12 protein-coding genes are annotated in these 15,796 nt (G+C 57.2%); 6 read left to right on the forward strand and 6 right to left on the reverse strand.

Annotation, left to right across the window (positions count from 1 at the left end; all coding sequences use genetic code 11):
• Positions 1-4 precede the first annotated feature (4 nt).
• Positions 5-610, forward strand: coding sequence for an NUDIX domain-containing protein (locus ACQZ51_RS05140; RefSeq protein WP_448775651.1), 606 nt, complete (start codon positions 5-7; stop codon positions 608-610).
• Between the two features lie 54 nt (positions 611-664).
• Here ACQZ51_RS05140 and purN read toward each other — a convergent pair whose 3' ends face one another.
• Together purN and purM are read right to left on the reverse strand one after the other, a co-directional pair.
• Entirely contained in the window at positions 665-1,324 is a 660-nt protein-coding gene (gene purN, locus ACQZ51_RS05145; RefSeq protein WP_448775652.1) for a phosphoribosylglycinamide formyltransferase, read from the reverse strand.
• An 11-nt stretch (positions 1,325-1,335) separates the two neighbouring features.
• Positions 1,336-2,409, reverse strand: a complete 1,074-nt coding sequence (gene purM / locus ACQZ51_RS05150) for a phosphoribosylformylglycinamidine cyclo-ligase (RefSeq protein ID WP_042618568.1) — start codon at positions 2,407-2,409, stop codon at positions 1,336-1,338.
• 239 nt (positions 2,410-2,648) lie between these two features.
• Here purM and ACQZ51_RS05155 point away from each other — a divergent pair, with 239 nt between their 5' ends.
• The 4 genes from ACQZ51_RS05155 (at position 2,649) to ppx (ending at position 8,391) form a co-directional block, all read left to right on the forward strand.
• Positions 2,649-3,803, forward strand: a complete 1,155-nt coding sequence (locus ACQZ51_RS05155) for an AI-2E family transporter (RefSeq protein ID WP_448775654.1) — start codon at positions 2,649-2,651, stop codon at positions 3,801-3,803.
• A 3-nt stretch (positions 3,804-3,806) separates the two neighbouring features.
• The gene (gene hdaA, locus ACQZ51_RS05160) at positions 3,807-4,520 is read left to right on the forward strand and encodes a DnaA regulatory inactivator HdaA (protein WP_448775656.1); all 714 of its coding nucleotides are present in this window, start codon (positions 3,807-3,809) and stop codon (positions 4,518-4,520) included.
• Positions 4,521-4,672: 152 nt separating this feature from the next.
• A complete protein-coding gene (locus ACQZ51_RS05165; RefSeq protein ID WP_448775657.1) occupies positions 4,673-6,874 on the forward strand; it encodes an RNA degradosome polyphosphate kinase in 2,202 nt (733 codons plus the stop codon).
• On the forward strand, positions 6,871-8,391 hold the full coding sequence (ppx, locus tag ACQZ51_RS05170) for an exopolyphosphatase (protein WP_448775659.1): 1,521 nt from the start codon (positions 6,871-6,873) through the stop codon (positions 8,389-8,391). The genes ACQZ51_RS05165 and ppx overlap by 4 nt, the downstream gene beginning before the upstream one ends.
• A 54-nt stretch (positions 8,392-8,445) precedes the next feature.
• Here the strand turns inward: ppx and ACQZ51_RS05175 are convergent, their stop codons facing one another.
• The 3 genes from ACQZ51_RS05175 to rnd all read right to left on the reverse strand — a co-directional run bounded on the left by ACQZ51_RS05175 (position 8,446) and on the right by rnd (position 12,336).
• Positions 8,446-9,807 carry an esterase-like activity of phytase family protein gene (locus ACQZ51_RS05175; protein ID WP_448775661.1) on the reverse strand — a complete coding sequence of 454 codons (1,362 nt, stop codon included), beginning with the start codon at positions 9,805-9,807 and terminating at the stop codon, positions 8,446-8,448.
• A 134-nt stretch (positions 9,808-9,941) separates the two neighbouring features.
• Positions 9,942-10,967: an adenylate/guanylate cyclase domain-containing protein gene (locus ACQZ51_RS05180; protein ID WP_448775663.1), complete on the reverse strand. Its 1,026-nt coding sequence runs from the start codon at positions 10,965-10,967 to the stop codon at positions 9,942-9,944.
• Positions 10,968-11,169: 202 nt separating this feature from the next.
• Entirely contained in the window at positions 11,170-12,336 is a 1,167-nt protein-coding gene (rnd, locus tag ACQZ51_RS05185) for a ribonuclease D (protein WP_448775665.1), read from the reverse strand.
• A 300-nt stretch (positions 12,337-12,636) separates the two neighbouring features.
• Between rnd and aspS the strand changes: the two genes are divergently transcribed.
• The gene (gene aspS / locus ACQZ51_RS05190) at positions 12,637-14,427 is read left to right on the forward strand and encodes an aspartate--tRNA ligase (RefSeq protein WP_448775666.1); all 1,791 of its coding nucleotides are present in this window, start codon (positions 12,637-12,639) and stop codon (positions 14,425-14,427) included.
• 132 nt (positions 14,428-14,559) lie between these two features.
• Here aspS and ACQZ51_RS05195 read toward each other — a convergent pair whose 3' ends face one another.
• The gene (locus tag ACQZ51_RS05195; RefSeq protein ID WP_448775668.1) at positions 14,560-15,750 is read right to left on the reverse strand and encodes a hypothetical protein; all 1,191 of its coding nucleotides are present in this window, start codon (positions 15,748-15,750) and stop codon (positions 14,560-14,562) included.
• Positions 15,751-15,796 lie beyond the last annotated feature (46 nt).

The following is a 15,796-nucleotide window of genomic DNA, read 5'->3' on the forward strand; positions in this document are numbered from 1 at the left end:
TGATGTGGACGAAAGAACGACGGCAACGCGTGATGAAGACAGGGTAAAGCTCGTCTCGAAAGAGACGGTCTGGAAGCGCTTCGTCCACCTCCAGACTTTGGTCTTCGATCAGAAGATGCCGGATGGTCGTATCATTCGCATCGACCGCGAAGTGCACGACCACGGCAGCGCTGCGGCTATCCTGCTGTTCGATCCCCAGAAAGACGCCATCGTCCTCGTCCGGCAATTTCGCCCTGCGGCCTTCGTCAATGGTGACCCCAGCTTCATGCTGGAAGTTCCCGCAGGCCTTATCGACGACGACCAACCCGATGAGGCCATCCGCCGCGAGGCGATGGAAGAAACCGGCTATGCCGTTAAAGAGGTGCAATATCTCTTCGAAACCTACGCCAGCCCCGGCACGCTGACGGAAAAAGTCGCACTATTTTACGCGCGCATCGATCTCGATGAGAAAGCAGGGGTTGGCGGCGGTCTCGATACGGAAGGGGAGGACATCGAGGTTCTCACCATCCCTCTGGACGATGCGTTCGGTATGATCACGACAGGCGGCATCACCGACGCCAAGACAATCATTCTGCTGCAGTGGGCGATTCTGAACCGGCAGCGATTGTGAGTTGAAAAAATCAAGCTCGACGGCAGATGGGCAGGTGGTCGGCCAGTCGGAGGATCAGGCCGAGATCAGCTTCTGATCGGAGTCGCAAGCATCGGCACTGCGAATAGCCATGCCACCCTCCATCCGCACCTTGCCCTCTGCCAGAAGCTTGAGCGTCAGAGGGTAGAGCTTGTGCTCGATGGTCAGAACGCGTGCTGCAAGCGTCTCAGCGGTGTCACCCACCAGCACAGGCACAGCAGCTTGGCCGATGACCGGGCCTTCATCCATGCCTTCGGTCACGAAATGAACCGTGCAGCCCGTGATCTTCATGCCGCTTTCGATAGCGCGTTCATGGGTGTGAAGGCCGGGGAAAAGCGGCAGGATCGATGGATGGATGTTGATGATGCGGCCTGCGTAGGGCGCGATGAATTCGCCTGATATCAACCGCATATAGCCCGCAAGGCAAATGATGTCGGGATCGATTTCGCCAAGCGCGGCCAATATGGCTTGCTCATGTTCGGTCTTGGTCGAGTAAATTTTGCGCTCGAAGACGAGTGTGGGAATGCCGAGGGATTGCGCCTTGGCAAGCCCGCCCGCCGTCGCCTTGTCGGAAATGACGCATGCGATTTCCGCCGGGAAATCCGGCGCCTGGCAGGCTTGCGCCAGCGCCATCATGTTGGACCCGCTGCCGGAAATGAAAACGACGACGCGCTTGCGGGCAGGGGCAATGCTCATAGGCCCGGCTCTCATAGGCTAAGAGTGCCCTTGTAGATCGTGCCATGTGCCGCATCTTCGCGCGCGACCATGCGGCCCAGCGGAAACACGGTTTCGCCTTCGGCAGTCAGGGCATCCGTCACCGTCTGTGCGTTTTCAGCGGAAACCACAACAATCATGCCGACGCCGCAGTTGAAGGTGCGCAGCATTTCATTCTGCGCCACGCCACCTGTCTTGGCGAGCCATGAGAAGACGGCGGGAACTTTGATGGCTGCCAGATCGATTTCAGCTGCGAGATGCTTTGGCAGAACACGCGGAATATTCTCGGGGAAACCACCGCCGGTAATATGGGCCAGTGCCTTCAGAGCACCCGTCTCGCGGATGGCCTTGAGCAGCGGCTTGACGTAGATGCGTGTCGGCGTGAGCAGGGCTTCGCCCAGCTTCTGACCTTCAGCGAAGGGAGCGGCCGCATCCCAGCCAAGTCCGGAAAGGGTGACGATTTTGCGCACCAGCGAGAAGCCGTTGGAGTGGACGCCTGACGAGGCAAGGCCCAGAATGACATCGCCTTCGGCAATGTCGCCGGCTGGCAGAAGCTGACCGCGTTCGGCAGCACCCACAGCAAAGCCCGCAAGGTCATAGTCGCCATGCGAATACATGCCCGGCATTTCGGCGGTTTCGCCACCAATCAGCGCGCAACCGGATTCCCGGCAGCCAGCGGCAATGCCATTGACGATGGCAGCACCCTGATCGGGATCGAGCTTGCCGGTGGCAAAGTAGTCGAGGAAGAAAAGTGGCTCGGCACCCTGTACGACCAGATCGTTGACGCACATGGCGACGAGATCGATACCGACGGTGTCGTGATAATCGGCATCGATGGCGATCTTGAGCTTGGTTCCGACGCCATCATTGGCAGCCACGAGAACCGGGTCTTTGAAGCCCGCAGCCTTCAGATCGAACAAGCCACCGAAGCCGCCAATTTCACCATCGGCGCCGGGGCGACGGGTGGAGCGCACCGCAGGCTTGATCTTCTCGACCATCAGATTTCCGGCGTCGATGTCTACGCCTGCATCGCTGTAGGTAAGACCGTTCTTGCCTTGTTCGCTCATGGCTCTTGTCTCCACTCGTTCCGTTTGGCGTCGCCATTCGCATGAGACGGGGGACGATGCAAGTATGAGCGCGGCAAAACGCATGTTTTTCACGCCTTTTGGATGTTTTAGCCGTATTGTTATGGGAAAGCCCCACCTGTGTGAATTTGACGAACATGCGACACTTGACCAGTCCGGCCCACGCGTCCTATCTCCTGACCAAGGCGTTATGACCACGGGCGCTTAATAAGGAGCAGGCGATGCAACCACATATCAGAGGCATGAATCTGAGACGTCAGGTGTTTTTCTGGCTCGGTGCTCTCGTTGCGTTCGTGCTGTTCCTGATGGTGTTCAGCTCCGTTTTGTTGCCTTTTGTAGCGGGAATGGCGCTGGCCTATTTCCTTGATCCGATTGCAGACTGGTTGGAACGTCGGGGGTTGAGCCGCATGATGGCGAGCATCATGATCCTGGTCTCCTTCGTGCTTTTGTTTACACTGTCGCTCATCATCATCATTCCGCTTATTGTCGCGCAGGCATCTGAGTTTATCACCCGCATTCCGCAATATATCTCCTCGCTCCAGCAACTGATCGCCGGTGCCGATAGCAATCTTCTGCCGGGCTGGGTCAGCACGCAGATCGATACCGTCAAGGAGAACTTCTCGAAGTTGCTGGCAGAAGGCGCGGGCTTCATCGGCACCTTGCTCACGCAGATCTGGAATTCCGGCAAGTCACTGGTGGATGTCATCTCGCTGCTGGTGGTGACGCCGGTGGTTGCTTTCTACCTGTTGCTGGACTGGGACCGCATGATCGAAAAGGTCGACGGGTGGATACCCCGTGACCACGTTTCGACCGTGCGCCAGATTGCCCGCGACATGGATAGCACGATTGCAGGCTTCATCCGGGGCCAAGGTTCGCTCTGCCTTATTCTGGGCGTCTATTATGCCGTCGGCCTGTCGCTTGTCGGGTTGAATTTTGGCCTTTTGATCGGCTTTTTTGCCGGTGCTATCAGCTTCATTCCCTATGTCGGATCCATGGTTGGGCTGGTGCTGGCGGTCGGCGTGGCGCTGGTTCAGTTCTGGCCTGATTACATCGATGTCATCCTGGTTCTCGTTGTTTTCTTTTCGGGTCAATTCATCGAAGGCAATATTCTGCAGCCAAAGCTGGTCGGCAGCAGCGTTGGCCTCCATCCGGTCTGGCTAATGTTCGCGCTGTTTGCATTTGGTGCGCTGTTCGGCTTCGTTGGCCTTTTGGTTGCCGTTCCTGCGGCGGCAGCGGTTGGCGTGCTCGTACGCTTTGCCATATCGCGCTACCTTGATAGCGATCTCTACCATGGTCGTGCGGCCAACCTGCCGTGGGATGGTGAGGACCAACAGGTTAAGGCGCTTCCGCCGACAAAGACCGATTCCCAGAGCTAGACGATGAGCGATAGAAACAAGCCTGGAGCCATCAAAGCAAAGGCCGAACAACTTCCGCTGGCTTTCTCTCACCAGACAGCGACCGGCCGTGACGATCTGCTTGTGGCCGCTCCTCTGGATGCAGCAGTCAGCATCGTGGACAGCTGGCCGCGCTGGCCGTCGCCGGTTGTGGTCCTCGTCGGGCCGCCGGGCTCCGGGAAATCTCATCTCGCCAGCATCTGGAAGAACATCAGCGGTGCCGCCGATATTCAGCCCGTGGCAGGGGAAGAGGCGGCGCGTGTGGCAGAAAAGGCTCCCGTCCTGTTCGAAGATGCCGACCGCAACGGGTTTGACGACACGGAGCTGTTTCACGTCATCAACAGCGTGCGGGAAAACGGAACCTCACTGCTGATCACCAGCCGGGAATCGCCTTCGCTTTGGCCCGTTACCTTGCCCGATCTTCGCTCGAGGCTGAAGGCGGCAACGGTGGTGGAAATCGGTGAGCCGGATGAGGATCTGCTCGGTCAGATTTTGATGAAACTCTTCGCGGACCGCCAGCTTTACATAGATGACAAACTTGTCAGCTATATCGTTGCGCGGATGGAGCGCTCTCTGGATACGGCGCAGACGATTGTCGAGAGGCTTGATCGTTTGGGACTGGCACGGGGAGCGCGGATCAGCCGGGCAATGGCAGCAGAAGTGCTGACTGAACTTGGTAGCGATGTGGACGATGATTGACTGTCACAGTTCCGTCGTCAAACTGTTATACGGGCTGTAGGCATCGGAAAGCGGTTCTCTATCGCCCCGATGCTTCAACAAGACCTTGAGCATTGCAGGCTTAGTCCTGTCATGGCCTCGAGAAACCGGTTTTAAAGGGCGGGGGATATTTTATGGATTCGGCAGTGCAGGACGGTTCGAACGATGGCACGCAGGCAGCAGCAGAGGTCGCGAACCTGTGGGATAGCCCGACGCGCTTTGTAAACCGGGAATTTTCCTGGCTGCAATTCAACCGCCGTGTTCTTGAAGAAACGCTGAACACTGACCACCCCCTGCTGGAGCGTCTGCGCTTCCTGTCGATTTCCGCTGCCAACCTGGATGAGTTCTTCATGGTGCGCGTCGCTGGCCTCGAAGGGCAGGTACGCCAGTCCGTGACCGTCAAGTCGCCGGATGGAAAGACACCCGCCGAGCAGCTTGAGAATATTCTGAAAGAGATCGACAATCTCCAGATGGAGCAACAGGCTTCGCTTGCCGTTCTCCAGCAATATCTGGGCAAGGAAAACATCTACATCGTTCGCCCGGCTGCGCTTTCCGAGCAGGACCTCGTTTGGCTGGAAAACGAGTTCGAGGCTTTGATTTTCCCGGTTCTGACGCCCTTGTCGATCGATCCTGCGCATCCTTTCCCGTTCATTCCCAATCTGGGATTTTCGATGGGCTTGCAACTTGATAGCGTCAATGGCCGCGAGCCGATGACGGCGCTTCTGCGTCTGCCGCCCGCACTTGATCGCTTCATCCGTCTGCCGGACGAGAACGGTGCGATCCGCTATATCACTCTCGAAGATGTGGTCGGCCTCTTCATCCACAGGCTCTATCCTGGCTACACGGTGCGCGGCTTCGGCACGTTCCGCATTATCCGTGACAGCGATATCGAGCTTGAGGAAGAGGCGGAAGATCTCGTCCGTTACTTCGAAAGCGCATTGAAGCGTCGCCGTCGCGGCTCCGTTATTCGCATCGAGACAGACAGTGAAATGCCGCCAACGCTTCGCCAGTTCGTTGTTCACGAATTGGGCGTGCCAGACAACCGCGTCGCCGTTCTGCCGGGCTTGCTGGCGCTGAACACGATCTCGGAAATCGTCAAGGCACCGCGCGATGACCTGAAGTTTGAGCCCTACAATGCCCGCTTCCCGGAGCGTGTGCGTGAACATGCTGGCGACTGCCTTGCGGCCATTCGCGAAAAGGACATGGTGGTTCACCACCCCTATGAGAGCTTTGACGTTGTCGTGCAGTTCCTGTTGCAGGCGGCACGTGACCCTGACGTGCTCGCCATCAAGCAGACACTCTACCGCACTTCGAATGACAGCCCGATCGTTCGCGCATTGATCGACGCTGCCGACGCTGGCAAGTCGGTGACGGCGCTGGTGGAATTGAAGGCACGTTTCGACGAAGAGGCGAATATTCGTTGGGCGCGAGATCTGGAGCGCGCTGGTGTTCAGGTCGTGTTCGGCTTTATCGAACTCAAGACCCACTCCAAGATGTCCATGGTCGTGCGCCGTGAAGATGGCAAGCTGCGGACCTATTGCCACCTTGGCACCGGTAACTACCACCCGGTCACTGCCAAGGTATATACAGACCTGTCGTTCTTCACCTGCAATCCGAAGATCGCGCATGACATGGCGAATATCTTCAACTTCATCACCGGTTACGGTGAGCCTGAAGAGGGCATGAAACTGGCCGTTTCGCCCTATACGATGCGCTCGCGCATTCTCAAGCACATCAATGATGAAGCGGAACACGCCAGAAATGGTGCTCCAGCGGCAATCTGGATGAAGATGAACTCGCTTGTGGACCCTGAAATCATCGACTCGCTCTATCGCGCCAGTGAAGCCGGTGTGGAGATCGATCTGGTCATTCGCGGTATCTGCTGCCTGCGCCCGCAGGTGCCGGGCCTTTCTGACAATATCCGCGTGAAATCCATCGTCGGACGCTTCCTCGAACACAGCCGTATTTTCTGCTTCGGCAACGGCCATGGCCTGCCGTCCGACAAGGCGCTCGTCTACATCGGATCGGCAGACATGATGCCGCGCAACCTGGATCGCCGTGTTGAAACCATGGTGCCGTTGGTCAATCCGACTGTGCATGAGCAGGTTCTTTCGCAGATCATGCTGGGCAATCTCATTGACAACCAGCAGAGCTACGAGATACTGCCGGACGGTACGTCTAGGCGCATCGAGGTGCGCAAGGGCGAGGAACCGTTCAACGCGCAGCACTATTTCATGACCAATCCAAGCCTGTCGGGACGTGGTGAAGCCTTGAAATCCAGTGCGCCCAAACTGATTGCCGGGCTGGTCTCCGCCCGCAAGAAACAGGCTGAATGACACGATCAGAAGCACAGGGGCGCCTTACTGGTCTCGCCCCCGTTTCCGTCATAGACATTGGTTCGAACTCTGTTCGTCTCGTCGTATATGAGGGACTCTCGCGCGCCCCAGCGGTGCTTTTCAATGAAAAAGTCCTGTGCGGCCTGGGTAAAGGCCTCGCACTGACCGGGCGCATGGATGAAGAAGGGGTGACACGTGCGCTTGCGGCGTTGCGCCGTTTCCGTGCTCTGTCGGAGCAGGCGCAGGCGAAACAGCTCTATGTGCTGGCCACAGCCGCCGCCCGTGAAGCATCCAATGGCCCCGACTTCATTCGCGATGCTGAAAGCATTCTCGGCTGCGAGATCGAGGTTCTATCGGGTGAAAAGGAAGCGCTCTATTCCGCCTATGGCGTGATCAGCGGTTTCCACGATGCTGATGGCATTGCCGGTGATTTGGGTGGTGGTTCGCTGGAATTGATCGACATCAGGGGCAAAACCTGCGGCGATGGCATTACCCTGCCGCTCGGCGGTTTGCGATTGTCGGAACATTCGGGCGGCTCCATCGAGAAGGCTGCGGCTTACACGAAGAAGCAGGTCAAGACGGCCAAGCTGCTTGCAAAGGGCGAGGGGCGCACATTCTATGCGGTGGGCGGCACATGGCGCAACATTGCCAAGCTGCACATGGAAATTACCGGCTACGCCCTGCACATGATGCAGGGCTATGAATTGCCGCTCGCGGATATGCTGAGCTTTCTGGATGAGGTCATTGCCTCAAAGGACAGCAAAGATCCTGCCTGGCAAGCGGTGTCAAAAAACCGCCGCACATTGCTTCCCTTCGGCGCGGTCGCCATGCGCGAAGTGCTGGAAGTGATGAAGCCGGCAAAGATTGCGTTTTCCGCTCAGGGCGTCCGTGAAGGCTATCTATATTCATTGCTGCCTGAGACTGAGCAGGCGTCGGATCCCCTTCTTGTCGTCGCAGATGAACTGGCAATCCTTCGCGCCAGATCCCCAGAACACGCACGCGAGCTTGCCGACTGGAGCGGGCGGACTGTGCCAATTTTCGGCATCGATGAGACCGAGGACGAGGCACGGTATCGTCAGGCGGCGTGCCTTCTGGCTGATATAAGCTGGCGCGCCCATCCCGATTATCGTGGGTTGCAGGCGCTCAACATCATCGCGCATTCGTCCTTCATCGCCATTACCCATCCGGGGCGCGCCTATATAGCGCTTGCAAATTATTATCGCTTCGAAGGCCTCAACGATAATGGCACGACCGAACACCTGACATCGATTGCGGGTGAGAGAATGCAGGAGCTTGCCAAGCTGCTGGGTGGTCTGCTTCGGGTCATCTATCTGTTTTCCGCATCCATGCCGGGCGTTGTCGATCACCTGAAGTTCCGCCGGTCCGAGCAGGACGGTATCGATCTCGAATTCGTCGTCCCGCATGAATATTGCGATTTTGCAGGCGAGCGGCTTGAGGGCCGGTTGCAGCAGCTTTCGAAGCTGACAGGCAAAAAGCTGGCATTCGTGTTCGAGTAATGGAATTTGAAGCGAAGCCCCCAACACATGTTGGGGGCTTCGCTCTTTCACTGATTACTTCGCGTCGAGTAGGTCTTTGACCTCAAGCAGGACGAACTCATTGTCATCTGCCTTGTCCAGGGAGCGGCTAGCCGAGAACGGCAGGTTATTGTCATTGCCGACGATGATGTGCGTCGCGTCCACGCGGTCTACGTTCTCGATGGTAACGAACGGCATTGTGTAAATGCCGTTTGCGCTGCCCTGACGTGCCTTGCCATCGGGATCAGAGATCTTCATGAGATCGATATAGCCGATCTTGCGTGCGGCCTTGCCCACATTCGCGTCGCTCATTTCGATCTTGTAGATGCGCTTCAGCTTGGCCGGAACTGCAAAGCAATTCTCCTCCGGCTTCTTCGGATCGGCGCAGGCCTTGTCCGCTGTGCCAGCGCCATTGTCGCGCTCGATCACCAGCGCCGTCGTATCATCCAGCATGTTGAAGTCGCCAATGGCCTCGCCACCATCTGCCAGCGGGTAGAGCCATGTGCGGCCAGTCCAGCTCTTGGAAGCAACATCCAGCTCGATGATGCGAAGGCCGGTTGCGCCATCCTCAGTCTTCTCCACTTGGCCTTCAGCATTGTACAGCGGACCTTCAAGCAGTCCGTAAGCCTTTGTGCCATCCTTGGACATGGCAAGACCTTCAAAGCCACCGGAACGCTTCAGGTTGAAGGCAGGCAGCTTCTGAGTTGGATTGGCAGGAAGCGTGAGTGCCGGATGGTCAGGGGATTTCACGTCGATCTCGCCAGCCTTGGTCGAGACAACATCGGTGAGTTTGCCATCGCGGGTGAACTTCAGGACATAGGGGCCAAACTCTTCGCCCACCCAGAAGCCGTCGCTTGTCGGCTGGATTGATTCCACATCGAAATCCGCACCGGTCAGATAACGCTTCTCGGAGCCTTCCATGACGATGGGGAAGGGTACCTTCTTGTCCGGGTCGGACAGGAAAACGGTTTCCTGCGCATCGACCTTGCCATTGGCCCAGTCGATTTTCAGGTGATGCAGCATCAGCATCGAATCGCTGGAGTTTGATTTGGAGCCAAAACCGTTGTCGGACAGGCTCCAGAATGTGCCGTCGCTCATCGTCTTGATGCCCGAAAAGCCCTGCATGGCCTGGCCGGCAAACGGCATGGACAAGCCGGTCTTGCGCACGCCATCCTTGCCCGCAACAGTGCTCATGCCTTCGGCGCGCTTGCGATCCGCTGTCGTGAACTTGCCCGATGTCTTCAGATGCTCAGGCGCATCGGCAGGGGGCGCGATGATCGTGTTTGCCGGCAACACCGCCTGTGACACGAGCTTTGCAGGGAATTCCTTCTCCGCCGCGAAGCTTGAGGTGGTGGCGAGCACAAGAATGGCTGCGGAGGCCAGGAGGGTCTTTTTCATGACATTACCTTTGGTTTGCATCTGCAATGCAAGACTTGTGTCTGCATTTGCAATGCATGGACCGTTAGGCACGCTTCATGACAAAGGCTTGAACCCGGGTTGAAGATTTGATGACGCTTATGCACATGCGAGCGTCAGGCGATGATCTCAGCGGAACTGAGGGCACAGACACCGAGTGTCTGCCCGCGGCCTTTCACGGCATGTTCGCCCAGATACTCGCTTTTTACGCCTTTCGGCAGCAGCAATTGATGGGCAAGATCGGACGAGATCAGGATCGGATGACCCAGCATTTTGCTGAGTGATTCCAGCCGTGCCGTGGTGTTAACGGTGTCTCCGAAATAGGTGATCTTGTGGTGATCGACGCCGATTTCAGCCGTGATGACCGGGCCTCCATGAACGGCGAATCGCAGCTTTGGCACCGTGCCAAAACGCGATAGCCATTCGGCGCGATTGTTCTCGATGGCTTTCAGAATATCGAAAACGCAATTGATGCAGGCCGCGCGGCGGATCGCCATATGGTAAGGCCACGTTATGATGGCCGCATCCCCGATATAATCATCGATGACGCCGCCGTGCCGCCGGACCGGACCCGCGTAAACCGAAAAAAGTTCACCCAGATATTCCTGCGCCCGAAGATCACCGTGGGTTTCAGCAAAGGAGGTGGAGCCGACGAGGTCCACAAACAGGAAGACACGCTCTTCACTGACCGGACGGCGATAACGACCGAGGATGAGGTCGATGAAGATATCGCGGCCCAGCAATTCCCGCACGCGCATGATGAAGACGATAATGGCGCATACGCCCAGCGTAAACAGAAGCGTCTGCATTTCTGCATGAACAGCGCTGCGCCAACTCGTCGGCAAGATGCCCGTGGCCCACAGAATGGTGCCCCCAAGGCCAAACCCGCAAAACACCAGAATGGCATAGATGACGAGGCCAAATGCGATATAGGCTGGGGTCGGTAGCATGCTGATGCGCCGCGAAAGCCCGGGCATGATGTAGCCGCGCTCGAAGGCGAGAATGGGCGCGCAGGCAAACAGCGCATAGGTCGCGCCGATAAGGGCGCCGCCGCCATATTCCAGAAATGCATAGGCCACACCGCTCCCGGAAACCGCCAGAAACAGCATGACATAATCCAGCATTGCGAGAAATTTTCTCATCCAGCCTCTTTGTTCGGCAAGGGGACGCAGTGGGAACTACCATCCATGGCGGGGCATCGGTATGATTCCCGTTAGGCGTGAAGCATATTGCGGAAATGATCAGGCCAAAAGTGATGTTTCGGTAATGTCACGGCAAAGAAACCGTCTGTGACGGACTTGCATCAATCTCAAACGGCTTTGTGGCGCAGGGGCGGAGCCTTTGTCAGGCAGTCTCTTCGGCAGTCGGAAGCTCCAGTGCTTCCACTTTCTTGCCAGCGAAGCGAAGTGCCACTTCACCGCGAATAAGCTTCAATGCCGGTTCGCCGAACAGATCACGCCGCCAGCCGGAAAGAGCGGGAACGTCGGCCTTTTCGCCTTCCGATGCGATCTTGTCCAAATCTTCGCTATTGGCAATAACCTTGGCGGCAACGCCGTGTTTATCGGCAGTCAGCTTCAGAAGAACCTTCAACAGCTCAACCGCTGCACCTGATCCCTCAGGGGAATGGCTTTGGCGGGCAGCCTGCGGCATATCGCCCTTTGGCAGGGCAAGTGCCGCATTCACCGTTTCAATAATGGCCACGCCGGATGCGGAGCGCTCCCAACCTTTGGGGATGGTGCGGAGACGTGACAGTGCGTCAGTGTCTTTCGGCTGCTGTTGGGCAATCTCGAAAATCGCATCATCCTTCAACACGCGTGAGCGCGGCACGTTGCGCGAGCGCGCTTCCCGTTCGCGCCATGCAGCGACAAATTTGAGAATGGCGAGTTCGGTTGGCTTGCGCAGACGCGACTTCAACCGCAGCCACGCATCATCGGGATGCATGTCATAGGTTTCGACCGATTCGAGAATATCCATCTCTTCCTTGAGCCAGGAGGAGCGACCATCGCGCTCCAGCTGCGCTTTCAAGGCGAGATAGACGTCACGCAGATGGGTGACATCGGCCAGCGCGTAATCCAACTGCTTTTCGGTTAGCGGTCGACGGCTCCAGTCCGTGAAGCGTGAGGACTTATCGATCTGGACGTTCTTGATCCGCTGGACCAGCTGATCGTAGGAAATCGAGTCGCCAAAGCCGCAAACCATGGCGGCAACCTGCGTATCGAAAATAGGATGAGGGATAAGTCCGCCAAGATGGTGGACGATTTCAATATCCTGACGGGCGGCGTGGAATACCTTGATGACGCTCGTATCGGCCATCAACTCGAAAAGAGGCGTGAGGTCGATATCTTTCGCAAGCGGGTCAACCAGCACTTCCAGCGTCGGGCTTGCCATCTGCACCAGACAAAGCTGCGGCCAGAAAGTCGTCTCGCGAAGAAATTCCGTATCAATCGTAATGAAATCGGATTTCGCCAGTTCCTTGCAGGCTTCGGCGAGTGCTGTTGTCGTTTCAATCATTGCGTCATTCAGCCAGTCACGGAAATCGATCCGTCTTACTTTCCCTTTGGTCGGCCCATGTCAATATGATCAAGCCGTTTCTTGGCTCACATGCGAAGTTTCCCGCACCTAATGTGACCATAAATTGCAAATTTGCCTGTCACATCATCCATAATGATGATTGCGCTCTGCGTGGTGGGGGTGCAAAGAGGGCTATGGAAATTGCGCTTTACCTTGACAAATCGGGTCAGTCATGCGCTTTTCCGGCCAATTTTCGAAAGAGCGGCAGACCGTTGCCGCTGTATTCTTCAGGATCATAAAATGCATCGTTACCGCAGCCACACCTGTGCCGCACTCCGCAAGTCGCATGTCGGCGAAACCGTTCGCCTGTCCGGCTGGGTCCATCGCGTACGAGATCACGGCGGCGTTCTCTTCATCGACCTTCGCGATCATTATGGCATCACGCAGGTCGTTGCCGATCCCGATAGCCCGGCCTTCAAGTCTGCCGAAGTCGTTCGCGGCGAGTGGGTCATCCGTATTGATGGTCTCGTCAAGGCGCGCTCGGAAGACACCGTCAATAAGACAATGGAGACCGGCGAAATCGAGCTTTACGCTCAGGAAATCGAAGTGCTGGCCGCGTCCAAGGAACTGCCGCTGCCGGTGTTCGGTGAGCCTGACTATCCAGAAGATGTGCGCCTGAAGTATCGCTTCCTCGATCTTCGCCGCGATACGCTGCACAAGAACATCGTCAAGCGCACGCAGATCATCTCCGACATGCGCCGCCGCATGGGCGATATCGGCTTTGCTGAATATTCCACTCCGATCCTGACGGCATCCTCACCAGAAGGTGCGCGCGACTTCCTCGTGCCAAGCCGCATTCACGAAGGCAAGTTCTTCGCCTTGCCGCAGGCGCCGCAGCAGTACAAGCAGCTTTTGATGGTGGCCGGTTTCGACCGCTATTTCCAGATCGCACCGTGCTTCCGCGATGAAGATCCGCGTGCAGACCGTCTGCCGGGCGAATTCTACCAGCTTGACCTGGAAATGAGCTTCGTGACGCAGGAAGACGTCTGGGAAACCATGGAGCCCGTCATTCGCGGCGTGTTCGAACAGTTTGCCGAAGGCAAGCCTGTTACACAGAACTTCCGCCGCATCGCCTATGACGACTCGATCCGCACCTACGGCTCCGATAAGCCGGACCTACGCAACCCTATCGAAATGCAGGCTGTGACAGACCATTTTGCCGGATCCGGCTTCAAGGTCTTCGCAAACATGATCGCCTCCAACCCGAAGGTTGAAGTCTGGGCCATTCCAGCCAAGACCGGTGGCAGCAGAGCATTCTGCGACCGCATGAATGCCTGGGCGCAAGGCCAGGGCCAGCCGGGCCTCGGCTATATCTTCTGGAAGGAAGAAGACGGCAAGGTTGTTGGCTCCGGCCCGCTTGCCAAGAACATCGGCGAAGAGCGCACGGAAGCCTTGCGCGTTCAGCTCGGTCTCGAGGCGGGCGATGCCTCCTTCTTCGTTGCCGGTGATCCTGCCAAGTTCTACAAGTTTGCTGGCGAAGCCCGCACCCGCGCTGGCGAGGAACTGAACCTCGTAGACCGCGACCGCTTCGAGCTGTGCTGGATCGTTGACTTCCCGTTCTTCGAATACAACGAGGAAGAAAAGAAGATCGACTTCGCTCACAACCCGTTCTCCATGCCGCAGGGTGGTATGGACGCGCTGGAAAACCAGGATCCACTGACGATCAAGGCCTACCAGTACGACATGGTCTGCAACGGCTACGAAATCGCTTCCGGCTCGATCCGTAACCAGTCGCCAGAACTGATGGTCAAGGCCTTCGAGAAGGTTGGCCTCAGCCAGCAGGACGTGGAAGACCGCTTCGGCGGCCTTTACCGCGCATTCCAGTACGGCGCGCCTCCACATGGCGGCATGGCCGCTGGCGTGGACCGCATGGTGATGTTGCTGACCGGCACCAAGAACCTGCGCGAAGTCACGCTGTTCCCGATGAACCAGCAGGCGCAGGACCTTCTGATGAACGCCCCGGCACCAGCCACGCCAACGCAGCTTCGCGAATTGGCGCTACGCGTCGTGCCGACGCCGAAGAAAGACTGATACGCAATACTGAGCGTTTAGAAAAAAGGGCTGGCGGAAACGCTGGCCCTTTTTGTTTTTCGGAAAAATACGCGCACAAAAAAGCCGCCCTGCGAGTGTTCACAGGGCGGCTCGAAGCTTTTGTATCAAAGACTATTCGTTGGCCGTAACCGTTACGCCCAGCACCTTTGGAATGGTGTTTGGCGCGCCCATGGCTGCACCCATGATCATGGGGAAGGGGACGGGCTTTTCAGGGGCTGCGGAAATTGTGAAGTTCTTCGGATCGTCGATATAGGCGTTTACGGCTGCGGAAACGGCGTTCTGCAGTTCCGGTACGTTAAGCTGCGCCATCATGAGCGGAACCATGCCCTTGATGGTCTGCGACAGCTGCTCGCCCGACATGCCCTGTTCGCCAGCGGCGTAATCGATGGCGCGCTTGGTGATGCTGGCATCATCGAAGCTGATTTCGGCGCTGTTGAAGCTGAGCTGCTGCATGAGGCCAAGCATGGCGAGACCGGCGGCCTGATCTGCCTGTTCCTTGTTCGGATTTTCGGCCTGCGCCTTGACCGCATCCTGCATCGTCTTGATGAAGTTCAGCGTGTAACCGGAGAAGCTGAACGCCATGTTGAGACGGCCGACATCCTTGAGGTCGACTGCGTATTCATCGATGGTCAGCGTGCCTGGTGCGAGTTCCCACGAACCGCTCATGGTCATTTCGCCGGATAGCGTCTGCACCTTGAGCTTGTCGATGGCTTCCTTGGACTTAGGGTCCTGGATTTTGCTGAGATCGGCCTTGAAGCCAGTCGCGTTCAGATCGAAGCTGATGGTGCTGTCATCTTCGCTTTTCGTCAGCGTCGTTGTTGTTTCGGCGAGCGAGAAGGTTTCCGTGCCATCCACCTTGACCGAGACGGGGCCGCTATGGGCCTCATCATAGAGCATCATGGAATCCACTGTGCCAGTGGTTGGATCTGCCGGAACGACAACGCCGGAAACGTAGATATCGCTCACATCAACGGCTACATTTTCGTGAGCGTATTTCACGTTGTCGAAGCTCATCTTGTCGATTGTGTAGCCGCCATTGTCTTCCTCAACGCCTTCAAGCGTGACGTCGCCGACAGGGATCACCTGTTCCTTGGTGGCACTCGCTGCGAAGGTAACGCCGCTGAGCTTGACCGTGGAGCCATCAACAGTAACGGACTTCGCGCCGATTTCCGCGCCCTGAACGTGATAAGCGGCGTTGATTTTCTTGAGGACGTCTGCACCGTCAAGTGCGAATGCAGGCGACGCGAAAGCGACTGCCGCGGCGCTGGCAAACAGAAAATTGCGGGTTGTCTGAAGTCTCATTCTATCTCTTCCCTACAGGTACGAAAAACAGGCATGTTGAAGCTGA

The sequence above is a fragment of the Agrobacterium sp. CG674 genome, from assembly GCF_053521645.1.